The 24,487-nt window shown below is 67.4% G+C and carries 23 protein-coding genes; 18 read left to right on the top strand and 5 right to left on the bottom strand.

All coding sequences use genetic code 11. The annotated features are described in order from the left end of the window. Nucleotides 1–50 precede the first annotated feature (50 nt). The gene (gene pheA / locus ACFQGD_RS31620) at nucleotides 51–959 is read right to left on the bottom strand and encodes a prephenate dehydratase (protein ID WP_345391680.1); all 909 of its coding nucleotides are present in this window, start codon (nucleotides 957–959) and stop codon (nucleotides 51–53) included. 174 nt (nucleotides 960–1,133) lie between these two features. Between pheA and ACFQGD_RS31625 the strand changes: the two genes are divergently transcribed. From ACFQGD_RS31625 to ACFQGD_RS31650, 6 genes are all read left to right on the top strand, one after another. Continuing rightward, nucleotides 1,134–1,751 carry a macro domain-containing protein gene (locus tag ACFQGD_RS31625; RefSeq protein WP_345391683.1) on the top strand — a complete coding sequence of 206 codons (618 nt, stop codon included), beginning with the start codon at nucleotides 1,134–1,136 and terminating at the stop codon, nucleotides 1,749–1,751. Nucleotides 1,752–1,948: 197 nt separating this feature from the next. After that, nucleotides 1,949–2,881 (top strand): type I pantothenate kinase, encoded by a 933-nt coding sequence (coaA, locus tag ACFQGD_RS31630; RefSeq protein WP_345391686.1) that lies wholly within the window; start codon nucleotides 1,949–1,951, stop codon nucleotides 2,879–2,881. An 85-nt stretch (nucleotides 2,882–2,966) separates the two neighbouring features. After that, nucleotides 2,967–3,800, top strand: coding sequence for an alpha/beta hydrolase (locus tag ACFQGD_RS31635; protein WP_345391689.1), 834 nt, complete (start codon nucleotides 2,967–2,969; stop codon nucleotides 3,798–3,800). 181 nt (nucleotides 3,801–3,981) lie between these two features. Then, entirely contained in the window at nucleotides 3,982–4,140 is a 159-nt protein-coding gene (locus tag ACFQGD_RS31640; protein ID WP_345391692.1) for a hypothetical protein, read from the top strand. A 130-nt stretch (nucleotides 4,141–4,270) separates the two neighbouring features. Then, nucleotides 4,271–4,774 carry a YflT domain-containing protein gene (locus ACFQGD_RS31645; protein ID WP_345391695.1) on the top strand — a complete coding sequence of 168 codons (504 nt, stop codon included), beginning with the start codon at nucleotides 4,271–4,273 and terminating at the stop codon, nucleotides 4,772–4,774. A gap of 429 nt (nucleotides 4,775–5,203) precedes the next feature. Further along, nucleotides 5,204–6,088 carry an SUMF1/EgtB/PvdO family nonheme iron enzyme gene (locus tag ACFQGD_RS31650; protein WP_345391698.1) on the top strand — a complete coding sequence of 295 codons (885 nt, stop codon included), beginning with the start codon at nucleotides 5,204–5,206 and terminating at the stop codon, nucleotides 6,086–6,088. A 44-nt stretch (nucleotides 6,089–6,132) separates the two neighbouring features. On the opposite strand, the gene ACFQGD_RS31655 is transcribed toward ACFQGD_RS31650, so the two are convergent. Next, nucleotides 6,133–6,909 carry a crotonase/enoyl-CoA hydratase family protein gene (locus tag ACFQGD_RS31655; protein ID WP_345391701.1) on the bottom strand — a complete coding sequence of 259 codons (777 nt, stop codon included), beginning with the start codon at nucleotides 6,907–6,909 and terminating at the stop codon, nucleotides 6,133–6,135. Between the two features lie 98 nt (nucleotides 6,910–7,007). Between ACFQGD_RS31655 and ACFQGD_RS31660 the strand changes: the two genes are divergently transcribed. The 4 genes from ACFQGD_RS31660 to ACFQGD_RS31675 are packed head-to-tail and all read left to right on the top strand — an operon-like array spanning nucleotide 7,008 to nucleotide 13,028. After that, the gene (locus ACFQGD_RS31660) at nucleotides 7,008–7,619 is read left to right on the top strand and encodes a TetR/AcrR family transcriptional regulator (RefSeq protein ID WP_345391704.1); all 612 of its coding nucleotides are present in this window, start codon (nucleotides 7,008–7,010) and stop codon (nucleotides 7,617–7,619) included. Then, nucleotides 7,603–9,237: an acyl-CoA dehydrogenase family protein gene (locus tag ACFQGD_RS31665; protein WP_345391707.1), complete on the top strand. Its 1,635-nt coding sequence runs from the start codon at nucleotides 7,603–7,605 to the stop codon at nucleotides 9,235–9,237. The genes ACFQGD_RS31660 and ACFQGD_RS31665 overlap by 17 nt, the downstream gene beginning before the upstream one ends. Beyond that, nucleotides 9,230–10,081, top strand: coding sequence for a crotonase/enoyl-CoA hydratase family protein (locus ACFQGD_RS31670; RefSeq protein WP_345391710.1), 852 nt, complete (start codon nucleotides 9,230–9,232; stop codon nucleotides 10,079–10,081). Before ACFQGD_RS31665 ends, ACFQGD_RS31670 begins: the two co-directional genes overlap by 8 nt. Continuing rightward, on the top strand, nucleotides 10,074–13,028 hold the full coding sequence (locus ACFQGD_RS31675; protein ID WP_345391713.1) for a type II toxin-antitoxin system Rv0910 family toxin: 2,955 nt from the start codon (nucleotides 10,074–10,076) through the stop codon (nucleotides 13,026–13,028). The genes ACFQGD_RS31670 and ACFQGD_RS31675 overlap by 8 nt, the downstream gene beginning before the upstream one ends. A 105-nt stretch (nucleotides 13,029–13,133) precedes the next feature. Here the strand turns inward: ACFQGD_RS31675 and ACFQGD_RS31680 are convergent, their stop codons facing one another. After that, nucleotides 13,134–13,802 (bottom strand): DUF2461 domain-containing protein, encoded by a 669-nt coding sequence (locus tag ACFQGD_RS31680; RefSeq protein ID WP_345391716.1) that lies wholly within the window; start codon nucleotides 13,800–13,802, stop codon nucleotides 13,134–13,136. A gap of 159 nt (nucleotides 13,803–13,961) precedes the next feature. On the opposite strand from ACFQGD_RS31680, the gene ACFQGD_RS31685 reads away from it, so the two are divergent. From ACFQGD_RS31685 to ACFQGD_RS31705, 5 genes are all read left to right on the top strand, one after another. Beyond that, nucleotides 13,962–14,750, top strand: a complete 789-nt coding sequence (locus ACFQGD_RS31685; protein WP_345391719.1) for an ESX secretion-associated protein EspG — start codon at nucleotides 13,962–13,964, stop codon at nucleotides 14,748–14,750. A gap of 99 nt (nucleotides 14,751–14,849) precedes the next feature. Beyond that, the gene (locus ACFQGD_RS31690) at nucleotides 14,850–15,287 is read left to right on the top strand and encodes a hypothetical protein (protein WP_345391722.1); all 438 of its coding nucleotides are present in this window, start codon (nucleotides 14,850–14,852) and stop codon (nucleotides 15,285–15,287) included. 2 nt (nucleotides 15,288–15,289) lie between these two features. After that, complete coding sequence (locus tag ACFQGD_RS31695; RefSeq protein ID WP_345391725.1) at nucleotides 15,290–15,868, top strand: DUF3558 family protein; 579 nt, start codon at nucleotides 15,290–15,292, stop codon at nucleotides 15,866–15,868. Nucleotides 15,869–15,929: 61 nt separating this feature from the next. Then, nucleotides 15,930–17,474: a hypothetical protein gene (locus tag ACFQGD_RS31700; protein WP_345391728.1), complete on the top strand. Its 1,545-nt coding sequence runs from the start codon at nucleotides 15,930–15,932 to the stop codon at nucleotides 17,472–17,474. Between the two features lie 82 nt (nucleotides 17,475–17,556). Further along, the gene (locus ACFQGD_RS31705; RefSeq protein WP_345391731.1) at nucleotides 17,557–18,561 is read left to right on the top strand and encodes a zinc-binding alcohol dehydrogenase family protein; all 1,005 of its coding nucleotides are present in this window, start codon (nucleotides 17,557–17,559) and stop codon (nucleotides 18,559–18,561) included. Between the two features lie 44 nt (nucleotides 18,562–18,605). On the opposite strand, the gene ACFQGD_RS31710 is transcribed toward ACFQGD_RS31705, so the two are convergent. Further along, complete coding sequence (locus tag ACFQGD_RS31710; protein ID WP_345391734.1) at nucleotides 18,606–20,324, bottom strand: SDR family oxidoreductase; 1,719 nt, start codon at nucleotides 20,322–20,324, stop codon at nucleotides 18,606–18,608. 311 nt (nucleotides 20,325–20,635) lie between these two features. On the opposite strand from ACFQGD_RS31710, the gene ACFQGD_RS31715 reads away from it, so the two are divergent. Continuing rightward, nucleotides 20,636–21,859 carry a lipase family protein gene (locus tag ACFQGD_RS31715; RefSeq protein ID WP_345391737.1) on the top strand — a complete coding sequence of 408 codons (1,224 nt, stop codon included), beginning with the start codon at nucleotides 20,636–20,638 and terminating at the stop codon, nucleotides 21,857–21,859. An 8-nt stretch (nucleotides 21,860–21,867) separates the two neighbouring features. Here ACFQGD_RS31715 and ACFQGD_RS31720 read toward each other — a convergent pair whose 3' ends face one another. Then, a complete protein-coding gene (locus tag ACFQGD_RS31720; RefSeq protein ID WP_345391740.1) occupies nucleotides 21,868–22,716 on the bottom strand; it encodes an alpha/beta fold hydrolase in 849 nt (282 codons plus the stop codon). Between the two features lie 382 nt (nucleotides 22,717–23,098). Between ACFQGD_RS31720 and ACFQGD_RS31725 the strand changes: the two genes are divergently transcribed. After that, on the top strand, nucleotides 23,099–23,371 hold the full coding sequence (locus ACFQGD_RS31725; protein WP_345391743.1) for a hypothetical protein: 273 nt from the start codon (nucleotides 23,099–23,101) through the stop codon (nucleotides 23,369–23,371). A 68-nt stretch (nucleotides 23,372–23,439) separates the two neighbouring features. Beyond that, nucleotides 23,440–24,435 (top strand): LLM class flavin-dependent oxidoreductase, encoded by a 996-nt coding sequence (locus ACFQGD_RS31730; protein ID WP_345391746.1) that lies wholly within the window; start codon nucleotides 23,440–23,442, stop codon nucleotides 24,433–24,435. The last annotated feature ends 52 nt before the right edge of the window (nucleotides 24,436–24,487 follow it).

Consider the following 24,487-nt stretch of genomic DNA (forward strand, 5'->3'; position numbering starts at 1 on the left):
GCAGCGACGAACGTCAGCTATGTCGCTTTCGTCAAATCGCGTCGCTCCTGTCAGGCGGTGTCGCCCTTGCGGACCGACTCGACCCAGTCCGCCGCGCTCACGAAGTCCTCGTTGCCCGCGGCGGGCTGGATACTGGGCCTGACGCCGTCCGCCCTCGGGTGCGAGCCGAGGAACCGCAGGTGGCAGCGCCTGCGCAGCGCGGCGAGGGCATCTCCGATGCGGGGCTCGGCGACGTGGCCCTCGAAGTCGATGAAGAACCGGTACTCGCCGAAGCCTCCCTTGGACGGTCGCGCGTCGAGGCGGGTGAGGTTGATACCGCGGAACGCCAACTCGGTCAGGAGTTCGGACAGCGCACCGGTGCGGTTGACCGTCGCGGCGACGACCGACGTCCGGTCAGAACCGGTCGGCGCCGGCAGTTCACCGGGGCGTCGCAGCAGTAGGAACCGGGTTCGAGCATCCGGGATGTCGGCGACCTCGGTGGCGATGGTGCGCAGGGGGTAGTGCTCGACGGCGACAGGGGCGACGACGGCGGCGTCGTACTCACCGTCGCGCACCGCGATCGCGGCGGCGGCCGTCGACGCGGCGGCGACATGCCGGGCGGATGGCAGGTTCTGAGCGAGCCACCGCTGCACCTGCGCCAACGCGTGGGGGTGGCTGGCGACCGTGCGGACGTCGGCGGCATCGACGTTCGGCCTGGCGAGCACGCTGAAGTGGATGGGCAGCAATGCCTCGGCGACGGCGACGAGCGGTTCGTCCTCGGCGAGCCCGTCCAGCGTCGCGGTCACGGGCCCCTCGACCGAGTTCTCAACCGGCACGCACGCCGCATCGGTCTCGCCCTTACGGACCGCGGCGATCGCGAGACCGATGGAGTCGTACGGCACGAGTTCGCCCTCGGCGAGGGAGCGTGCGGCCTGCTCGGTGAAGGTTCCTCGCGGGCCGAAATAGGCAATCCGGGTCACGGGAAAAGGTTACGCAGCGAGGGTCGGGCATGCTAAACCCGGATGGCCGCCAGAGGGACCCCGAGTGGAGTAGCGGCGAAATTTCGGGTCCGTGGGGTACCTCACCTGGCTGCCACAACAGCGAAGGGCATGTCACCGGTTACACCCTGTGCAATTTTTTGTCACACTGGAGCTGTGACCACCGAATCGGGGACAACCCACAGTGGTACGGAGGACCGGGTACACCGGATGTGCCCGGAATTGGTGCTGTGCGCGCTCGATGAGGCCATGACCGAGGCATGGCAGTCCGTCGCGACGACGGAGCGTGCCCGAGTCCGAGTGCACCAAGGTTCGGTGCTCGATGTCTCCGCGCACGCCGTCGTCAGCCCAGCCAACTCACATGGCTGGATGCGGGGCGGCATCGATGCCATCTACTCCCGCGCCTTTCCCGGCGTCGAGCAGCATGTTCGCAGCGCGGTGCTCACGTATCACGGCGGCGAACTGCCCGTCGGACAGGCCGTCGTCGTGCCCACCGGTGAACCGCAGCCAGCGTGGCTGATTAGCGCGCCGACGATGCGCACACCCGGGGAGTGGCTGCCCGCCGACACGGTGCACCCCTACCTCGCCGCTCGTGCGGTGTTCGAGTTCTGGCGGACCGGCGAGGTGGAATACGGCGTCAGCGCGCGGGGCGCCATCGACGTCATCGCGATGCCCGGCCTTGGCACCGGCGTCGGAGGGGTCGAACCGGCCAACTGCGCGCGACAGGTGGCAGCGGCATGGGACGAGGTATTCGGCCAGGCCGGCGCCACCTGACCGGTCACGAACCCCAGTCACCAGACGTCGCGACCCCTCGTGATCAGCTTGCGGAATACGACGATTCCGGCGGACACTGACGTGTGAGTATCGTGTGAGTCCGGTGCGGTTGGTCACAGCGCCTATGCGGCAGGGCAGCTTGCTGTTTTCATCGAATCCCATCGCAGTGTTGATCGGTGAGGCCAAGGGAGGCTTCGATGGCGAGGGTGCGCGAGCTGACCCCGTACGTCGAGCTTGACCGGGATCAGTGGCGCGAGCTTCGCCGGTCGACGCCGCTGCCGCTGACGTCGGCGGAACTGGTTCGGTTACGCGGGCTCGGTGAACAAGTCGATCTCGCGGAGGTCGCCGACGTCTATCTTCCGCTGTCCCGCCTGATCAACTTGCAGGTCGCCGCCCGGCAGCAGCTCTACGAGGCGACGACGACGTTCCTCGGCGAAGACACCCAAGGCACCAAGGTTCCGTTCGTTATCGGCATAGCGGGCAGCGTCGCGGTCGGCAAGTCGACCACCGCCCGTATCCTGCGCACGCTACTCGCTCGTTGGCCCGACCATCCCCGAGTCGATCTGGTCACCACCGACGGCTTCCTGTATCCGCGCGCCGAGCTGATGCGGCGCGGGATCATGCACCGCAAGGGCTTCCCGGAAAGCTACGACCGCAGAGCGCTGCTGCGGTTCGTCACCGAGGTCAAGTCCGGCGCGGATGAGGTCAGCGCGCCGGTGTACTCCCACAAGCTCTACGACCGGCTCGCCGGTGAGGAGCACGTGGTACGACGGCCGGACATCCTCATCGTGGAGGGGCTCAACGTCCTACAGCCGCACCCGCGGCTCGCGGTGTCTGACCTGTTCGACTTCTCGCTGTACGTCGACGCGCACACCGACGACATCAAACAGTGGTACATCGATCGTTTCCTGACGCTGCGCGACACCGCGTTCGCCGACCCCGACTCGCACTTCCACCACTTCGCGGGGTTGGACGACGAGGAGGCCCGCGCCGAGGCCGAGCACTTGTGGTCCACGATCAACGAGCCGAACCTGATCGAGAACATCCTGCCGACGCGCCCGCGCGCGACGCTGGTGTTGCGCAAGGACACCGACCACTCGATCAACCGCGTACGGCTACGCAAGCTGTAGCCGGGCGGCGCCGACCGACGGCAACGACCGCTAAGGGCCGGTGCGCCCTTTCCCGGCGACGCACCTCGCGTGAGACTCTGCGGTGATGCGGCGAGTTCTCCTCGTGATGGTGGTGCTGATGGGCGTCTTTGGTGTGATCGTCGGAGGCATGTATGCCGCGCAACGCAGCCTGATCTATCAGCCGTCGCCAGGCCCGCTCCCGAGCGCGTCCGACGTGCTGCCCGGCGGGCAGGACGTCACGCTGCGCACCGACGACGGGCTCACGCTGTCGGCATGGTTCTTCCCGGCTCGTGGTTCCGCGGCCGCCGCCGACGACGCCCCGGTTGTCCTGGTAGCGCAGGGCAACGGAGGCAACCGCGGCGGCCGGGTAGAACTGGCACGCGCGGTAACGCGACACGGCATCTCGGTCCTGCTGTTCGACTACCGAGGCTACGGCGAGAACCCCGGTGACCCCACAGAGGACGGCCTCGCCCACGACGTCCGAGCCGCCTACGACTATCTGATCTCGGAGCGCGGCGTGCCACGGGAGCGGCTGTTCTACTTCGGCGAAAGCCTCGGCTGCGGCGTCGTCAGCGCCCTTGCCATCGAACGCCCGCCAGCCGGGATGGTGCTGCGGTCGCCGTTCACAAACCTCGCCGCCGTCGCCTCGGAGCACTACCCATGGCTGCCGGTACGGCTGCTACTCAAAGACCGCTACCCGGTCGCGGACAATGTGACCGCGCTCGACGACGTCCCAATGGTCATCGTCTACGGGACGGCGGACTCGATCGTGCCGCCAGCGCTGAGCGAACGAGTCGCCGATGCGGCGAACGCACGCAGCGTCGCGGTCGAAGGCGCGGGCCATAACGACCGGGTACTGCTGGACGGCCCCGAGCTGGTCGACGCACTGGTCGAGATCGTCAGGTCAGCTACGCGCTAACCGTGTCACTGCTCCGACAGTGGGCCAACTGTAGTTCTATCGGGGGAATTTGGTCCCTCATTTCCAGTCCTTTGGCCTATACCAGAGGCAGGGTGTGTGGCCTGACTCTTGAGTCTGCACCCGGCCGTGCGTATGCGGGACATATGCACGGGCGAACCACCCCCGATCCTGGAGGAAGCCGATGTTCAGCGCCATCCTGACTTGGGCAGGCGCCATCCTCGGCATCGCCGTGCTGCTCGCCATGGCCTTCGGTCCCGTTGTCGCCGACTTCGACGCGGGTCGGTTCAAGCGGCACTTTCGGCGTCGCGCTCACCGTGAGAACCACTCCGAGGTCGGCTGACCGGCACGCGAAGCGACGTGGCCTGCTGGTTCCTGAGACGCGACTGTGAGATCGCGCGCATCGGGCATTTACCATCCTGCTCGCACGTTGGTATGGGGGAAGCACCCTTTCGCGGAAAGGCGGACAACCTATGACCACCGCATTCGCACAGAACCAGCCGAGGAACCTGCCCGCGCTGCCAAGCGGCTGGCCCATCGGCTCGTATGAGACGTATGCGGAAGCACAGCGCGCCGTCGATCACCTCGCCGACGAAGACTTCCCCGTCGCCGACGTGACCATCGTCGGTGTCGATCCAATGCTGGTCGAGCGCATCGCGGCACGCCTCACCTGGGGTAAGGTGCTGACACGTGGCGCGCTCTCCGGCGCGTGGTTCGGGCTGTTCGTAGGGTTGCTGCTGAGTCTGTTCTCCCCCGGCGCTGGCCTCACCCCCATCGTGATCGGTCTGGTCGCGGGCATGGGCTTCGCGATGGTGTTCGCCGCCGTCGGCTACGGCTCGCAGCGTGGCCAGCGCGACTTCATCTCGACGAGCCAGCTTGTCGCGCAGCGTTACGACGTGCTGTGTCAGCCACGCAATGCCGAACGTGGCAGGGACATGCTCGCCAATCTCGCGGCGCGCAACCCGTCGAACTGGTAACTCCATCGCACCCGGTGCTCCTGGCCCGTCGGGGAGGCCAGGAACACCGGACGTCCTTAGCCTGACAGCTCACGACGTCCCATACACCCCGGAAACTACGAGTCCCCCTACGTACTCTCCACTCGCGGGTCGTCGCCCCTTCGACCGCCCGCGAGTGGAAGCGTTCGCGGGTCGATTCGCCTGACCCGCCCCGCGTTCCGTGCCCGTGTCAGAGCCGCTTCCTACGCTGAGTTCGAACCAAACGCGACCGGCAGCCGGCGTGCCCCACCCCGCTACGCACCTCCGCCGACCCTGCGTCGAACTTCCGCTGAACTTGCCGGAGCGTCGGCTCGTTTGGTGCCAGGCAAGCCTGTGACCTGGTGCTTTACTGGCGCATGCAAAAACGTCGTCATCACCTGATCAGCGTGGATCAGCGGGCCAAGGGGGCACATGACCACGGTTCGACACTGGACCGGCAAGGAAGTTCGTGCACTGCGCACGGCCAAGCGGATGAGCGTCCGGGAGTTCGCGGCGCACCTCGGCGTCAGCGCCCGCATCGTGTCCCGCTGGGAGGCCGCAGGCGAGCGCATCCACCCACGGCCGGTCAACCAAGCCGCGCTCGACACCTCGCTCGCGCAGTCCAGCCCCGACGTGCGAGCGCGATTCTCGTTACTCGTGGCGACATCGACCGGACTCGAGGACACCGATGAACCGGGCGGCAGGGTCTTCCGACACCCCGCGGACGGCAAGCGGATGCTGCTCGTGCCAGCTGGCACCTTCCTGTCTGGTCTGGACAACCAGCCGATGTGGCTGCCGGGTTTCTACATCGACGCGCTGCCAACGACCAACGTCGAATACGCCCGGTTCGTTGAGGCGACGGGGCATCGGCCACCACCACACTGGGACACTGGCGCCGACACGCGGAGTGCGCACCCGGTGGTCTCGGTGAACTGGCACGATGCGCGGGCGTACGCGACCTGGGCGGGCAAGGCACTACCAACCGCGGCGCAGTGGGAGAAGGCGGCCCGCGGCGCGCACGGCGACGTCTACCCGTGGGGCGGGCATGCTGGTGCGCGGCACTGCAATGCGCGGGAGTCCGGTATCGGCATGACCACCCCTGTGGACACCTACCCCACGGGCGCCAGCCCGTTCGGCGTGCTCGACCTGTGCGGCAACGCGTGGGAGTGGTCGACGACTCCCGGCTCGCCGGGTAGCTACCTACGCAAGGGCGGGTCGTTCGCGTGTCCGCTCAGCGACTGCGCGCCGTTCCGCGCGAGCGAGGCCGCCGCCGACGCCATCACCGACGACACGGGATTCCGTTGCGTGGTCGGGTGACGGGATCGCCGTCATACCCGCCGCGTTGCTCGGGCCGTAGCAGCTCACAAGTCACCGAACGATCCGTGTCGCCCCGCCCCCGCCGCGAACCGCCCGGCACCTTCGACAGCTTCCGAGAGCACGCCGACACCGTGGCGCAGCTCGTTGCGAATGGCGTCGTCGTCGGCCATGCCCTGCTGCTCCAGCAGCGACATCCGGTCACCGCGCAGACACGCCTGCGGGAACGCCGCGATGTCGGCGGCGAGCCGTTCGGCCGCCTCACGCGCTGAGCCCGGCTCGACCACCCGGTCGGCCAGTCCGATGGCCTGTGCCTCGGCGGCGTCGACCGGACGACCGGTCAGCACGAGGTCCAGGGCGCGGCCATGGCCGATCAGCCGGGGTAGCCGCACGGTTCCGCCGTCGATCAGCGGCACACCCCAGCGGCGACAGAACACCCCGAACACAGCATCCGACTCGACCACTCGCAGGTCGCACCAGATCGCCAACTCCAGCCCACCGGCGACCGCGTGTCCGGACACCGCCGCGATGACCGGCTTGCTCAGCCGCATCCTGGTCGGCCCCATGGGGCCGTCGCCGTCATCGGTGACCTGATTGCCCCGCTCGGTACCGATCGCCTTGAGATCGGCACCGGCGCAAAATGTGCCGCCCTCGCCCCACAGCACCGCGACCCGCGCCTCGTCGTCGGCGTCGAACGCCCGGAACGCCTCGGCGAGCGCCGCGGCCGTCGGCCCGTCGACGGCGTTGCGCGCCGCCGGTCGAGACAGCACCACCGTGGTCACCGGCCCGCTTCGTTCGCTGCGCACCGCTGGTTGCTCTGTCACTGCTCTACTCCTCCCGTCGCGGGAACGTCGAAAGCGCCGGAAACGCCACTCTGCCACCAGTCTTGCATGAAGCAGTGAATCCGTGCTTCACTTCTTGTATGGCCTACCGGCGCACGCCCGCGGTGCAGGCACGGCTCGACGCCCAGCGGCAAGCCGTGCTGGACGGCGCGATCACTGTGCTCAGCAAGGACGGCTATGCGGGCTGCTCGATGTCCGCCGTCGCGGCGGAGGCGGGTGTCGCCACCGGAACCCTGTACCGACACTTCCCCAGCAAGTCCGCGCTCGCCGTCGAGTTGTTCCGCACCGTCGTCAGCCGCGAGGTCGCCGCCGTCGAGGAAGCCGCCAATCGCGACGGCGATCTGACTGAGCGCATCGTCGCCGTCATGGAGACCTTCGCCCGCCGCGCGCTCAAGGCACCCCGGCTGGCATACGCGCTGTTGGCTGAGCCGGTCGACCCGGCCGTCGACGCCGAACGATTGGTCTTCCGCAAACGCTTCCGCGACATCTTCGCCGAACGCATCGCCGAGGGTGTCGCCGCCGGCGTGCTGCCACCACAGGATGCCGAGGTCACGGCCGCCGCCCTGGTCGGAGCCGGTGGCGAGGCATTGATTGGGCCGCTCGTGAACGGAGCGGCCGAACCCGACGTCATCCCGGCGTTCGTCACCTTCACTATCCGGGCACTAGGAGCTTCAGATGCCACCCACGCATGAAGTCACGAACCAGGCACCCCCGCCATACGGCTTCGACGCCGCCGCGTATCCGGCGATGTGGGACGGCCTGGCGACCGTCGATGCCGACTGGGCCGCCGACGAGTTGCACCAGCTCGGCAGGCTCGCGGGGAGCGAGCAGGCACAGGAGTGGGGACGTCTTGCCGAGCAAAACTCGCCGGTGCTGCGCACGCACGACCGTTACGGTCACCGCATCGACGAGGTCGAGTTCCATCCGCACTGGCACGACCTAATGACGGTCGCCGTCGAGAACGGCCTGCACGCGGCCCCGTGGTCAGACCTTCGGCCCGGTGCGCACGCCGTCCGCGCGGCGAAGAACTTCGTTTGGACACTCACCGACCCGGGCCACATCTGCCCGATCTCCATGACGTACGCGGCCGTGCCCGCGCTGCGCGAACAGCCGGACCTCGCACGGACATACGAGCCCCTGCTCACCGCCTGTGTGTACGACTTCGGTCTGCGGGAACCGACTTCAAAGCGCGGTCTCATCGCGGGCATGTCGATGACGGAGAAGCAGGGCGGTTCCGACGTCCGCGCCAACACCACCACCGCGCGGCCGAACCCGGACGGTAGTTACCGCATCGTCGGGCACAAGTGGTTCACCTCGGCACCGATGTCGGACGTCTTCCTGACGCTCGCGCAAGCGCCGGGTGGGCTGTCTTGCTTCCTACTGCCGCGCGTGTTGCCCGACGGCACGCGCAACGCCATCCACCTGCAACGACTCAAGGACAAGCTGGGCAACCGATCCAACGCGTCGTCAGAAATCGAGTACGACGGTGCCCTCGGCTGGCTGGTCGGTGAGGAAGGCAGAGGTGTCAACACGATCATCCAGATGGTCAACCTGACCCGGCTGGACTGCACCATCGGCAGTGCGGCCGGCATGCGTGCCGGCGTGCTGCAAGCGATCCACCATGCCAAGCACCGCAGCGCGTTCGGCGCGCGCCTGGTCGAGCAGCCGCTGATGACCAACGTGCTCGCGGACCTCGCGGTGGAAGCCGAGGCCGCCACGGTGTCAGCGATGCGGCTTGCGGGTGCTGTCGACAAGTCGCTCGCGGGCGACGAGCACGAGTCGCTGCTGCGACGCATCGGTCTCGCGGTGATGAAGTACTGGGTGTGCAAGCGGGCGCCCGCGCACGCGGCGGAGGCGTTGGAGTGCCTTGGCGGCAACGGCTATGTCGAGGAATCCGGCATGCCACGGCTGTTCCGCGAGTCGCCGCTTATGTCCATTTGGGAGGGCTCAGGCAATGTCGCGGCGCTGGATGCATTGCGCGCCATGGCGAAACAGCCATCCACAGTGGAGGCATACTTCGCGGAACTCGACACGGTGTCTGGTGTGGATAGCCGGCTGGACGACGCGATCGCGCGCGTGCGCAAGGAATTGAGTAACACCGACGACATCCAGTACCGGGCACGGCAGGTCATCGAGTCAATGGCGATGGTGTTGCAGGGCGCGTGGCTGCACAAGCACGGCGACGCGGCCGCGGCGGACGCCTTCTGCGCATCCCGGCTCGGCGGCGACTGGGGTGTCGCGTTCGGCACCCTGCCGACCGGCGTAGACACCGCAACGCTGATCGAGCGCGGAGCCCCCTTCGGTGCCTGACACGCTGCGCACCGAAACGGCTGCCGGTGTGCGCTCGATCGTCCTCGCCCGGCCGGACGCGTACAACACCATCACTCCTCGGCTCCGCGACGAGCTGGCACGCGCCATCGACGAGGCCGACGCCGACCCCGACATCCGCGTGATCCTGCTGCGCGCCGATGGGCCTGCCTTCTGCGCCGGCTACGGGCTCGACTGGTCCACCGAGATGCAAGCCGCGGAGTCCATATCGGACCGCGTATGGGACTCGGCGATGGACATGCGGATGATGTCGACATTCGTCGACACCTACATGAAGCTCTGGTACGCCACGAAGCCAACAATCGCGGCGGTGCACGGCTGGTGCATCGCGGGCGGTACCGACATGGTGCTGTGCGCCGACATCGTCATCGCGGGCGAGGACGCGTCGTTCGGTTACCCGCCCTCCCGTGTGTGGGGAACGCCGACCACGGCCATGTGGGTGTATCGGCTCGGATTCGAGCGCGCGAAGCGTTACCTGCTCACCGGCGATGAGATCCCGGCGCGGGAGGCAGCCGAGGTCGGGCTGATCCTGGAATGCGTACCGGACGACGAACTGCTCGATCGCGCGATGGCATTGGCGCGGCGGATGGCACAGGTGCCGACAAACCAGCTCCAGATGCTCAAGCTGCTGTGCAACCAGACGGCGGAGAACATGGGACTGGCATCCAGCCGCACACTCGGCACGCTGTTCGACGGCGTCGCGCGGCATACCCAAGAGGGCAGGGATTTCGTTCAACGGGCAACGGAAATGGGCTTCCGCGAAGCAGTGCGGGAGCGCGACGACCCGTTCGGTGATTACGGCTCACGAAGGAGGACGGATGGCTAACACCCGGGCTCGACTGCGCACGGCGGTGACGGTCGCACGGGCATTGGTGTCGTCGCTCGGCTCACGCCGCAACGCCGCTCCGGCGGGCAACGACGACCACACCGTCCCCGACTCCATCGCGGCCTACGACCACACGCTCACCGCGGGCATCGAGATCGCCGCGCCGCCCGCCGAGGTGTTCGCGCTGGCCACCGATTTCTCCCGGTACGACGAATGGCTGACGGTGCATGGTGGCTGGCGTGACGACACGCCTGCCCGGCCGGAGCTCTCAGCATCGTTCGTACAAAAGACGAAGATCATGGGTATGCCGATCGACGTCCGGTGGACGGTCACCGGCCTTACGGACACGTCGATCGAGCTGACCGGCACCGGTCCGATGGGCGCGCTGGTCGGGCTGAGCTACCAGGTGGAGCCGACGTCTACCGGTAGCAGAGTGTGGGTGGACTGCGGCCTCGGCGGCGATCCGCTCAAGGGCCCCATGGGGACATCGGCAGCGCGCAGCTTCTCGTCCGAACTGGACACTTCGCTCCGCCAACTCGCCGAACTGCTCGGTGGCGCGACGACAGCCACCACCACGAGCGCGCCGACGCGGGAGGTGGAGCCGTTGTCGGTGCTACGTCCCGAAGGCGGCGAGCCGGTGCGGCACCACTCCGGCGTGCTGCTTGACCCGCGCACACCGGTGATCGTCGGCGTTGGTCAGGTCGTGCACCGGCCGTCCCCCGAGGGCGAACTGCCCGATCCAGCGACACTCGCGGTCCGGGCGTTGCGTAAAGCCGCCGAGGACAGCGGTGCCGGTCAGCGGCTGCTGACGACGGCAGACTCCGTGCGCACGGTATCCAGCGCGTCGTGGGCGTACAACGACCAGGCCCGCCTCGTCGCCGACGCCGTTGGCGCCTCACCTCGGGAGACGGTGGCGTCCGCGCGATTCGGCGGTGATGGCGCGCAGCGGCTGGTGAACGACAGCGCGCAGAGCATCACCGACGGCCTCGCGGACGTCGTGCTGATCTCCGGCGCGGAGTCCGGAGCATCCATCGTCGAGGCACAACGTAGGGGCAGCTCACCGGATTGGCCGGAACAGCCCAACGACGTCGCGCCCCGGCGGGTGATCGGTACCGAACGCGAAGCCAACAACGACGCCGAGACGGCGGCGGGGTTGATGGCGCCGATTTACGTATACGCACTGCTGGAGAATGCGGTGCGAGCCCGGTTCGGCACCACGCCCGAAGCGCACCTGCGCGACATCGCGACACTGTGGTCTCGCTTCTCAGCGGTGGCTGCGAGAAATCCGTACGCCTGGCAACCGCAGTCGTTCACGGCGGACGAATTGATGTCCACATCGGATACAAACCGGCCGGTGTCAGCGCCGTATCCCAAGCTGCTGACGGCGAATCTCCAGGTTGACCTGGCCAGCGGCGTCATCATGTGCAGCGCGGCCGCCGCACAGGAGGCCGGGATTCCAACTGAGCTGTGGGTATTCCCGCACGCGGGTGCGCACGCCGAAGACGAGTGGTTTGTCTCGGAGCGCGCCGAACTGGCGGCATCCCCCGCGATCAACGCGATCGGACGCGCCGCCCTTGACCACGCGGGACTGTCCATCGAGGACGTCAAGCACATCGACCTCTACTCGTGCTTCCCGTCCGCGGTGCAGATCGCCGCGCGCGAGCTGGGGCTGTGCCCCGCTGACGAAGACCGGCCGCTGACCGTGACCGGCGGGCTGACCTTCGCGGGCGGACCAGGCAACAACTACACCGGACACTCGCTGGCGACAATGGTCGGCATCCTGCGGGACAACCCGGACGACTACGGCTTGACCACAGGTCTCGGCTGGTACGTCACCAAGCACGCCATCGGTATCTACTCCGCGACACCGCCAAAGCAGGCGTTCCAGCAGATCGACGCCGAACCGCTGGTGGAACGGCCGCAGCCGAGGCCGGTCGTGCAGCAGCACACCGGACCGGCCATCGTTGAGTCGTACACCGTGCCGTACACGCGGGACGGCGAACCAGAGGCCGTGATCATCAGCGCGCTCACCCGCGACGGTAACCGTGTACTGGTGCGCAGCAAGGACCCCGACGTCGTCGACGTCATGGCGGCGTCAGACCCGCTTGGCTGGACAATCGACGTCGAAGGCCCCGACGCCTGCCGCATCGTTGACCGGATGCCAGCGCCGCTGCCCGCACCGCCGCCACCACCGGTGCAGGTCGAGCGCGTGAACGGCGTCCACGTGATCACGCTGAACCGACCAAGAGCGCGCAACGCCATCAACTTGGCCGCGGCGAAGGCACTGGAGCGTGCACTCGACGCGTTTGAGGCGGACGACGACGCGCGCGTCGCGGTGCTCACCGGTGCGGGCGGCACGTTCTGCTCCGGTATGGATCTCAAAGCGGCGGCGAAGGGCGAGTACCCGCTGACCGATGGCCGGGGTCCGCTCGGCATGACGCAGCGCCCACCGAGCAAGCCGGTGATCGCGGCGGTCGAGGGCTACGCGCACGCGGGCGGTTTCGAGCTGGCGCTGGCGTCCGACCTGATCGTGGCAGCCGAGGACGCCGAGTTCGGCATCCCGGAACCGAAGCGCGGGCTGGTCGCGGCGGCCGGTGGACTGCTCCGGCTGTCCGAACGGCTACCGCGCAACTCGGCGTTGGAGCTGGCGTTGACGGCGGACCCGCTGCCCGCGCGGCGGTTGTACGAGCTGGGGCTGGTGAACAGGCTGGTCACGCGGGGCTCCGCGAAGGACGTGGCGCTGGAGTTGGCCGCGACGATCGCGGCCAACGCGCCGCTCGCGGTCGAAGCGAGCAAGCGAATCATCGACGAACGCGCGGAGTGGCGCGACGACGAGGCGTGGGACAAGCAGACCGATGTCGCCTCGGTAGCACTGTTCTCCGAGGACGCGACGGAAGGCGTCCGGGCGTTCGGGGAGGGCCGTGACCCAGTCTGGCGCGGTAGATAGCTGGTTCGCGACACGACGACTCCGGCGCGTCGCCCGCCAGCCACCGGTTCGCGATCTTGAGGCGTTGTGGTTGCCATAGCGACCACAACGTCTACAGGCGCCGCCTCACCGCCTGCGCGGCATCTCGCTCACCCCGACGTGGTCCGCCGCCCAGGTGTTGAAGTCCCGCACCTCTCGCCACGCCTGTCGGACGCGGCCCAGGCAGGCGGGCTCGTGCAGCGTGTCATCTGGCTCCCACCGCTTCACCGCGTACAACGACTTGTGCCGCAGCAGGTCGATACGCGGATGGTCGTCCGTGTAACCACGCGGCTTGGTCTTGAGCTGTTCGCCCTTGATCTCCCATCCGGACTCACGCAGCGAGGCGACGATCCGCTCCAGCTCACGCCCGTGCAAGTCGGTGTCGACGGCCTGCCGGAACCGTGCGATCTGGTCCGACTGCAGGTGAAAGCACCCGCCGCCGACGAGCATCCCCTCGGCGGACACCTCGACGTAATACGCCCCGCCGCCCCTTCCCGCTTCGATCACCGCGCCGCAGTGCGTCTTGTACGGGCTCTTGTCCCTGGCGAACCGCACGTCTCGGTTGGGCCGGAACACCTTCCCGGTGCCGAAGTCCGGCGCGAACTCCACTTCGAGCTCGGCGAGCAGCGCCTCCATCGGCGCACGGATGTCGCGCCGGTAGACGTCGAGGTTGTCTTCCCAATACGCCTTCGAGTTGTCCGCGAGCAGCCCGTCGTAGAAGTCGACGACGGCCTCGCCGAAGCCGGTGAATGTCACGACGTAACGATAGGACGTCAATGGCAATGCCACACCGACGCATCATTCGTGTAGTCACTTACTGCGGTGACGTTCTCAGCGTTCGGGACATAACGACCGCCTCGATGCGCTACCGTGCACTCCGCCGAGTGATCACGTCTGTGGAGTGGGGGAACTCTGGTGTCGGTTTCGGGACGGCTACCGCTTCCCGCAGTGGACATCCTTTTCGAGGACCTTGACCTCGGACGGCCACCGCAGCCATTCGAAGTGCCCGTCGTCGGTGACACCATCAATGAGCGTGCGCGGCTCCGCGAGGCCACCCACCACACCCTGGAGCAACAAGGTTTGATGCGTGCCGGGCGCGTCGAGCCGATGTTGGCAGACCACCTCGCACTGCTCGCGCAAGCGCCATTCGCGTTGGTACTCACGGGTGACGCCGATGGGACGCTACTGCTGGCACGCGGGGTATCCGACGGCCGCGACGCGGTGATCGGCACGCAGCAGGGTAACCACATCGTGTTGACGCCCGTTCGTGCTACGGCTGTCGTTCCCGCGACTCTGGACGTCCTGCCGAGGATTCCAGCTGGGCGAGGCACATCGGCGACGATGCCGATGCCAGTTCAACGGCCACGCCAGCAACCAGACGACGAAAACTACAACCCGCTCGCGGCCGCCAGGGACAACCCCGCCGCGACTGGACGCCACGAGCGCACCATCGCGCGCCTGTTTGAGCAGGAGAAGCTCGGTCTCGGAGCACTGACCGCGACCGTCAGTTCCGGAACGCCACCCAAGTGGCAGCAGCTTTGTCAACTGACCTGGTGGGACTTTAACCAGGAGCGCGGCGGACCGGGACGCTGGTTCACGTCGACGGCTGGCGACCCGCCTCAGACGAGCATTCACCCAGGTGACAATCAGCGAATCGCGCACTACATCCAGCAGCTTGTGGACCCACACCTGCCATGGAACTAGCGGGAACCCACAACGGCGATCAACCGTCAGAACCACCGTGAGCACGGCACGAGGCTGTTAAGGTCGGCGTGCAGGGCTGGGGCCAAGAAGGGGGCTATCGTGGCGTTACTACGCGACCCAAACGTTGGGGGAAGTTCAACCGGCAGCGGCTCACTCGCGGCGTCATTCAGCAACTCTAAGCAGCAGTCCGAAGCCATCGAGAGCGCCAAGGCGTTCAGCGCCGCGGCGAAGTCAGGCGAGTTCCGCATCGATCCAGAAGTCGCAAAGGCCGCGATCAAGGAGATCGCGCGAGCGGAGAAGACCATGCGTGACACTCTTGTTCGTCAAGATCGTCTGATTCAGGCGCCGAAAATCGGTGACAGCCCATATGCAAACCGTGCGATGAAGTGGTACGCCGCAGGCGGGCAGTCTTGTATCACTGCTTTACAGAGTTTCGCAGAAGTCCTTCGCTACACACGTGAGGGCTACGAGCACGCGGTGCGGTCCTACGAACGCATCGACGCCGACCGCTCCCAAGCATTCGATCGAGGGTTGTGAACATGCGAATTACATTCCCGGTAGCTGGCGCTCTCCTCGCCGCAACAGTGTTTGCGCTAGCAGGCTGCGGCCAGGAGGAAGGGCAAGCAAACCCAGGAAAAGTCACTGATTCGCAAATCACAGCACCACAATCTACGTCGACACAGGAAGAAAGCCAGCTCTCCGAAGCGAAGGCGTGCGACCTACTTACTAAAAGCGAAGCAACCAACGCAATCGGAAAAGGTCTCGAAAAAAGTGATGTAGAACCGGTCGGTGGCGAAAGTAGTGCATGCGAATGGAGCACGAGTATCGACAGCAATGTACCGATCGAAAAAGGAATAACCATGGCTATCTCGATTCGACCAGAGCAGTCGGTTCACGAGGTAGTAGTACAGGGTAAAGCTAAAGTTTCTGACCGAGATCTCGCTGGCCGCCAGGCCAAATTGGTCGAAGAGAACTCAGGAGCCGAAGGCGGGTGCATGATGTCATTCGCGGCCGAAAACGGCAGGATCGACATCATCGCTCGTTCCTACAACACCCAACGTTCCTGCACCGCTGTCAAAGACGTCGCGACAATCATCGAGCCAAAGCTGCCTGAGTAGGGGGAGGTAGGCGGCCATGTCCAACGAGGGGAAAGAGCCAAACCTAGAGGAGCTAACGCGCATGCCCGCGCATGCGCAGGACCAGTACATCATCAACGAGGTTCCACCGTCCGAACGCACCCAGTTCATCAGCACGCTGCAGACGGCGGCTGCGATCGACGAAGGCAAGTTCGGCGGGCTGTTGGACCTCGCGATGCGACACATCAACTCGCATACCCGGGCGAGCGAATTATCCGATCAGGCGATCGAGCAGGCCTCGTCAGAGGTTACCGAGTATGTGGATGGCGTCGAGGCGCCGAACAGCAATTATCCCGCAATCCCGCACGAAGAGCTCAAGCGATGGTCGACCGATAATAACGAGCCTGGTCGAATCGGCGAGATTTCCTCCGGATACACCAGCATCCGCGAGGCGTTTGAACAAGCCAACGAGGCACTGTCCAGCGCGGTAAGAACCACCCGCGACGCCTGGGAGGGTGAGGCCGCCGATCAAGCCACCCATTTCGTAGACGGCCTCGCCAAGTATTCCGAGACCAGCACGAACAACGCGCGACTCGCGGCTGAAGTCACCAACCAGCAGGCCGAGGCGTCAGCGTCATTCAAGAACGCGATGCCAGAACCGATCCCGTTCTCCTACCAAGACGAGATATATCGGGCGAGACAAGCGAGCGGCGAAGAAGCCGTTGCGATCCTCAACGAAGCCCAGCAGAAACAGGAAGAGAGCCGAAAAGCACACGAGGAAGCGGCCCGGGTCGCACAGCAATTCGAGCAGCAGACGTACGCATCGGCGTCGAAGCAGCCGGTCTTCGCCGAGCCGCCCAAGTTCGGTAGCGGTAGCGGCGGCGGCTCCGCTGGCGGTAGCGGCAGCGCCATCGGCGGAGGCGGTACCGCGGTTGGCCCATTGGTAGGCAGTCCTGCTGGCTCCGGTTCCTCCTACGCACCTACCTACAGCGGGGACGGCACGGCCGCTTACTCATCGCCACGTAGTGGCGGTGGTTCAGCTGCCAGCAATTCTGGTGGACCGGTGCGCCTCCCGGACGGCTCGCTGCGGTATCCGGACGGCTCGATCCACTACCCGGACGGGACGGTCAAGTATCCCGACGGAACGATCGTCAAGCCCGACGGCACGAAGATCTTGCCGGACGGCCGCGTCATCCCACCGGGCACCACGACAGCGGCGGGTTTCGCTTCCGGATCCGACAACAACCCCGGTCTCGGTGGTTTTGGGCATCCCGCCGCCAGCGGTTCCGGTGGCGCGTATGGCAGTGGCGGCGGGGCGTTGGGCGCAGGTGCCGCGGGTGGAGCCGCGAGTGGCGCACTCGGCGCGGGTAAGACCACCGGTGGTGTCGGCTTCGGACCAACCGGCGGTGGCGCGGGTGGCGCTGCCGCCAAGGGGATGGGAGCGATGGGCCGGGGTGGCATGGGCGGCATGATGGGTGGTGCTGGTGCCGGTAAGGGCCAAGGCGGCGAGGACGAGGAACACCAGGACAAGTACTACGTCAAGCAGGAAATGGACGCTGGCCTGCACGTCGAAGAAGACGAGTTCGGCGAGAAGCTGGTCGACGAAACCACCGGCATGACGGTGGTACCGCCCGTTATCGGCGACTGACGATCGGCGGACGCTGGGCCGCCCGAAAAGGTCGTCACGAAGGGCTGGCACCAGCACCCGCCGCGCGACGACACTAGACGTCATGGCGACCCAGCGTGCGTGGCGTGTGCACAAGCCTGGCCCAGTCACCGGCGAACCGCTGCGGCTTTCCGACGAGCCAGTGCCCACTCCGGCGGACGGCGAGCTCCTACTGCGAGTGCGGGCGTGCGGGGTCTGCCGCACCGACCTGCACGTCACCGAGGGCGACCTCCCGGTGCACCGCCCCGACGTCGTGCCCGGCCACGAAGTTGTCGGCGAGGTCGTCGAGACAGGCGGAGCCGCCGGCTTCGACGCCGGAGACACCGTCGGCGTCGCCTGGTTGCGCGGCACCTGCGGCCGCTGCCGATACTGCATGCGTGGGGCGGAGAACCTGTGTCCGAACTCGACCTACACCGGCTGGGACGCCGACGGCGGCTATGCGGACTACGTCACTGTCCCTGCCGACTACGCGCACCCGCTACCGCCCGGATACTCCGACGTCGAACTCGCGCCGTTGCTGTGCGCGGGCATTATCGGCTACCGCGCGCTACGGCGAACGAGCCTGCCGCGAGGTGGTCGGCTCGGCGTCTACGGTTTCGGTGGGAGCGCGCATCTCGCCACGCAGGTCGCACTGGCCGAAGGCGCCACGGTGCACGTGCTGACCCGCAGCGAGGCGGCTCGACGTCTAGCGCTCGAACTCGGCGCCGCGTCGGCGGGCACGGCCGCGGACGCACCCCCGGAACCGCTCGACGCCGCGATCCTGTTCGCTCCGGTCGGCTCGCTCGTCCCTCCCGCACTCGAAGCGCTGGACAGAGGCGGAGTGCTCGCCATCGCGGGCATCCACCTCACCGACGTCGAGCACCTGAACTACCAACGGCACCTGTTCTACGAGAAGGAACTGCGCACTGTCACCGCCAACACGCGAGCGGACGCGCGGGAGTTCCTCGCCTTCGCAGGCCAACACCGCCTGTCGGTCCACGCCACCCCGTACGCACTGGCGGACGCACCCCAAGCGCTACGGGACCTCGCGGCCGACCGGGTAAACGGCGCGGCGGTGCTGGTGCCGTGAAGGGCATCTTCCTGGCACCTGACGCCAGCAAGATGCCCTTCACGTCACCCTCCACGCGGCGTCGGATCCAACCGCGCCGCGGCCCGGACCGCGGCTGGGGTCATCCGGGACAGCGCGAGGCCAACATGGGCCTCGGCGGCGGCAGGGGCGAGCGGGACGTCGCGCTCGATCGCGCGCAGAATCCGCGCCGCGACCTTCTCCGGCGGGTAGTTGCGCCGCTGGTACGCCGCCGTCGTCGCGCGCTGCCTGCGCAGTTGCTCGCCGTCGTCCACGCCGACGAACCGCGTTGTCGCCGTGATGTTGGTGTGCACGAAGCCAGGACACACCGCCGTGACACCGATCCCCTGCGGCCCCAGCTCCGCGCGTAGGCACTCGGACAGCATCAGCACGGCCGCCTTCGTCGTCGCGTACGCGGGCAGCAGCTTCGACGGCAGGTACGCGGCGGCCGACGCGAGGTTGACGATGTGCCCGCCCTCGCCGCGCGCGATCATCTGCTCGGCGAACAGCTTGCAGCCGTGGATGACGCCCCACAGGTTGACGTCGATGACGCGCTCCCAGTCCGCCAGCGTTGTCTGCGTGAACGGCCCGGCCATGCCGATCCCTGCGTTGTTGACGACGATGTCCGGCGCGCCGTACTCGGCGGCTACCTGTTTGGCGAGATCCGCCATGGCGCTGGCGTCCGAGACGTCGCAGGCCACCGCCTGCGCGCGTGCGCCATGGCGACGGGCCTGCTCCGCAGTACGAGCGACCGCGAGTTCGTCGACGTCGGTGAGCACGAGATCCGCGCCCTCCTCGGCGAGCGCGATAGCGGTGGCCGCGCCGATGCCGTTTCCAGCGCCGGTGATCACCGCGACCTGGCGCGCGAACCGGCCATGTGCCTCGGACGTCACCCTGGCGCGGCTCAACGACCATGGCTCCTGCGCGCCTTCGATGTGGTCGATGAACTCGGTGGCGCAGCGCGCGACGACGTCCGGCCGGGTGCGAGGCAACCAGTGGCCACCCGCGACGCGGCGTGTCCACAGCCTCGGCACCCACCGGCCGATGTCGGTCTGCACCAATGGAGTGACGAAGCCGTCATCCTCGGGCGCGAGCACCTGTACCGGAACGTCGGTGTCCCGCCGCGCGGGTTTCGTGAATCGGCTGAGCATGTTCTCTCGGTACAGCGCGAGGCCGCGGATGGCGTCGCCGGTGTCGGGCGGGGCACCGGTGCCGTCGAGCTGTTGCAGCGCACGGCCCGCGAGCCCGCTGCGCCAGGCCAGTTCCGGTATCCGAGGTAGCTGGAAGAACGCGATGTACCAGGAGTGCGCGAGCTGCCGAAGCAGCTCGCGCAGGCCGCGCGGCCGCAGCCGGGAGCGCAGCCACGCGCCCGCGTGATCGAGGCACGGCCCGGAAATCGACGTGAACGACGCGACGCGCCCGCGCAGCCAGTCGCCCGTGACGGCGTGCCACGTCTGGATCGAGCCCCAGTCGTGCGCAAGCAAGTGCACCGGCTTGTCGGGACTCACGGCGTTGACGACGGCGGCGAGGTCTTCGGCGAGGCGGTCCAGGTGGTACGCGCGCTGCGCTGCGGGTTTGTCCGACTCGCCCGCTCCCCTGACGTCGTAGATGACCACGCGGTACCGGTCGCTGAGCGCGTCGACGACCGGCTGCCACAGCGAGCCGTTGTCCGGATAGCCGTGCACGCAGACCACGGTCACGTCCCCGGACCCGATCTCCGTCACGGCGAGCGACACGCCGTCGTCGGACAACACACGTCGAGTCACGTCGCTACCTTCCCTTCGGGCACCGTTGCCCAGGAGTGTTACTACCGGTAACAGTTAACGCACCCTAGCACGGGGTGCTTGCTCAAGGTCAAGGCTGGCAAGCACCACGACATACGCGGTCGGGCCGGGGAACCGACAGGGGCCGCCGTCGCGCTGGAACCGATCCTGGCTGCGGTTCGTCCACCGCTGACGCGCGTAAACGCAAAATTTGTGCCAATCGCATAAATGCTCCTGCGCTGCAGCGAGGCGCGTTGACGGCATGCGGTGCCCATGGCGACTGTGACACGCACCATGCTCAGAGAGGAGCTACCGTGCGTATCCCACCGCGCAAGGCACTCGGCGTCGCGCTAGCGGCACTGTTCGCGACGCTCATCGTCGCGGCGACTCCCGGCACGGCGCTGGCGACGTCGTTCTACGACCCGCCGTCACCGCTGCCCGCTGGCGAGCCGGGCGACGTGATCCGGCACGAACCGACGTCGTTCTACCTCGACCCGCTGAAGCTGAAGGAAGCGAACGCCGAAGCACATCGGATCATGTATCGCTCCACCGACACCCACGGTGATCCGATGGCCGTCACCGGGACGGTGCTCAAGTCGCGGTACCCATGGACCGGGGTCGGTCCGCGTCCGATCATCGGGTTCGCCACCGGCACGCAGGGCCTTGGGGATACGTGCGCGCCGTCGAAGCGGATGGCAGCCGGGTTGGAGTACGAGGGGATCTTCCTCGAGGGATTACTGCAGCGCGGCTACGGCATCGCGATCACGGACTACCAGGGCCTCGGCACGCCGGGCAACCACACCTACGTCAACCGAACGGCCGAGGCGCACGCGGTGCTGGACGCGGTCCGGGCGGCGCAGCGACTGCCGGAGGCGGGCCTGCCGGACGCGGGGCCAGTGCTGACGGCGGGATACTCGCAGGGTGGCGGGGCGTCGGCCGCCGCTGCCGAGATGGCGTCCTCCTACGCGCCTGAGCTGCGGCTGAAGGGCGCCTACGTCGGTGCGCCGCCCGCCGACAAGGGCGCCGTGGGCGAACACCTGGACGGCTCGCACGCTGCGGGGTTGCTCGGCTACGCGATCGTCGGCCTCGACGCGGCCTACCCGGAGTTGGGCATTCCTGACCTACTGAACGAGCGCGGGCGCAAGCTGTTCGCGGAGATCACCCAAGAGTGCGTGGAAGAAACGATCCTCAACTATCCGTTCATGCGCTCGGAGGACCTGACGGTCGACGGCAAGCCGGTGAGCGACTACCTGGACGAGGAGCCGTTCAAGTCCGTTGTCGCTGATCAGCGGCTCGGTAACCGCGCACCATCGGTGCCGACACTGGTCGCGCACAGCGCTCTGGACGACATCGTCCCGTACGCGCAGGGGCGACAGATGGCGCGCGATTGGTGCGATCGCGGCGCGAACGTGCGGTTCAAGACGATGCTGACCCCGACCCATGTCGGCGGGATCCTGGAGGCATCCACGACGGCGTTCTTCTGGATGGAACAGCGGGTGGCGGGGCTGCCGCAGCGCAGCGACTGCGGGTCGTTCTGAGGGCTGTGTCACGCCGCGGGTCGACGCACGCTTTCGTCGTCTCGTTCGGCGAAGAGGTCGGGCAGCACGTGGCCGAACAACCCGGCGTCGTCGATGAGCCAGCCGTGCCCACCGGAAACGATCACACTGTGCGGGTCGCCGAGCGCGGTCCGCAACGCGGCGAACGACGAGAACGGGATGACGGTGTCGCGGTCGCTCCAGGTCACGGTGACCGGCAACCGACGACGTCGCAACGTAGCGAGTTCGGTAGCGAGGTCCGCCGCACGCGCCATGCTCGCCACCCGCCACACCACGCCGGGGTTGCGCGCCAGATTGGGGACGGCTTCTCGCACGATTCGTGGCATCGCGAGCGCGGAGCGCTTGCTCGGGCGGACCTCGTTGCGAAGCTGGAAGCCCCAGTCCCACAGCGGGCGTTCGGCCATCGGCCGGACGACGCCGCGCCCGTCGCGCCATGCGGATCCACCGATGGCGTTGACCAAGATTAGACGTCCGACTAGGTCAGGGGCATCGTACGCGACTCGGACACCGACCCCGCCGCCGAACGAGTGGCCGACGACGTCGACCGGAGTCTCGATACCCGCGTCCCGCACGTAGTCGGCGACCCACGCGGCGTACGAAGCGAGGCTCAGGTCATCCGCCGCGAGCGGAGCGGTGCCGCCGAAACCAGGGAGCGACGGCGCATACACCCGGCGGCCGGCCGCGAGCAGACGTCGCAGGGCGGGCTCGTAACTGCGGCCGCTCAGGCCCCAACCGTGCAAGAAGAGCACCGGACGACCAGTACCACCGACGCCGTGCTGCGTGACGCCACCCGCGATCGTGTCCTTGCACCACACCAGGCGCTCCGCGCTGTCGGTCATCGCGTGTCCTCTTGTCGACGGTTCGCTTGACGTCCGGCCGCCGCCCCGGCTGGAGGCGGTTTAGCGAGGCGGTGGACCGGACTATCAAGCACCCTCTCAACGTGGTGACCCACGCGAAGCGGGGAAATTACGCAACTGACTACGTATCTCTAGGGGATGCGTGTTGGGAGGGGCATCTTCGCGGCTGCGAGGAACACGGCGTCCGGAACGAGGGACACGATCGCGACACTCCGGCGCGCGCTGGTCGACATAGCCCTCACCGAGCGGGATGCTCTTCTTGGGAATACCCCATCGTGGTGGTGCGAATCACACCATTGCGAGCTTAACTGGATATGTGATCGCGTCATGCCCGCACGATCACCGTGAGTGACTGGTGAAAGTGGTGACGACATTGTCAGAGACAGTGGAGAGGGACTACGCCGACCTGGCGCACGTGCTGTTCTGCACCGAGCTGCGGGCCGAGGGAACCCCATCGCCCGACGACCTCCGTTCCGCCATCGAGGCCGAGCTGCGCTTACACGACTCGACAGCCTGCCGTTGCGAGGTCGCGCAGGAGGCGGGTGACCATCCGGACCGCTACCGCGAACGGATGCGCTGGTGCCTCGACGCCGTTCGGACGGCCTTTCCGTCACCACGCACACCCAAAGGAGCGTGAGGCAGATCGGCGTGTGATCCAGTCGGCGCGAGGGAAGATCGCGTCGTCCGCGCGCGTTGGCAGTGGGTATGGCCGCATTCTCTGGTGTCCCGCTGTCCGTGCTCGATCTCGCGCCGGTCTCCGAGGGCTCTGACGCCGCGACCGCCCTGCGCAACACGGTCGATCTCGCCCAGCACGTCGAGTCGCTCGGCTACCACCGCTACTGGTTGGCCGAGCACCACAACATGCCAGGCATCGCCAGCTCGGCGACCGTCGTAATGATCAACCAGGTCGCCAACGCGACCAACGGGTTGCGCGTCGGTTCCGGCGGGATCATGCTGCCCAACCACGCACCACTGGTCGTCGCCGAGCAATTCGGCACCCTTGAGGCGTTCCACCCCGGTCGCATCGACCTCGGTCTCGGCCGCGCGCCGGGCACCGACCCGCGCACGGCCGCCGCCGTCCGGGGCAACTCGGCGCTATCCGCCGCCGACTTCCCACACCAGCTCACCGAGCTCATCTCGTACTTCGAGCATGACGAGGCGCGCGGCGTCAACGCCGTCACCGCCGAGGGCAACCAGCCGCCCGTGTGGCTGCTCGGGTCGAGCGACTACAGCGCGCGGCTCGCCGGAATGCTCGGCCTCCCGTTCTCATTCGCGCACCACTTCGCCGCCGCCAACACCCTGCCCGCGTTGGCCGCGTACCGGGACAACTTCCAGCCGTCGGCGGCACTGGACAAGCCGCACGCCATGGTCGCGGTGTCCGTCATCTGCGCCGACACCGACGAGCAGGCGCGGTACCTGGCCGGGCCGGGGCTGTTCGCGTTCCTGAGCCTGCGGCGAGGCAAGCCGATCGCGCTGCCGACGCCGGAGTTCGCGGCGAGCTACCCCTACGACGAGCAGGAACAGCGCTACATGACCAAGCGACGCAGGGGCAGCATCATCGGCTCACCGGACACCGTCCGCCGCGACCTCGCGCAACTCGTCGAGGACACCCAGGCCGACGAACTGATGGTGACGACGATGGTGCACGCGCACGAGGACCGCCGCCGGTCGTACGAACTGCTGGCGAAGCTGGCGGAGTAGGGCTGCGCGGTGCACTGTTGATCTGAAGACGTTGTGGTCGTCATAGCAACCA

Source organism: Haloechinothrix salitolerans (assembly GCF_042662605.1).
Lineage (GTDB): Bacteria > Actinomycetota > Actinomycetes > Mycobacteriales > Pseudonocardiaceae > Haloechinothrix_A > Haloechinothrix_A salitolerans.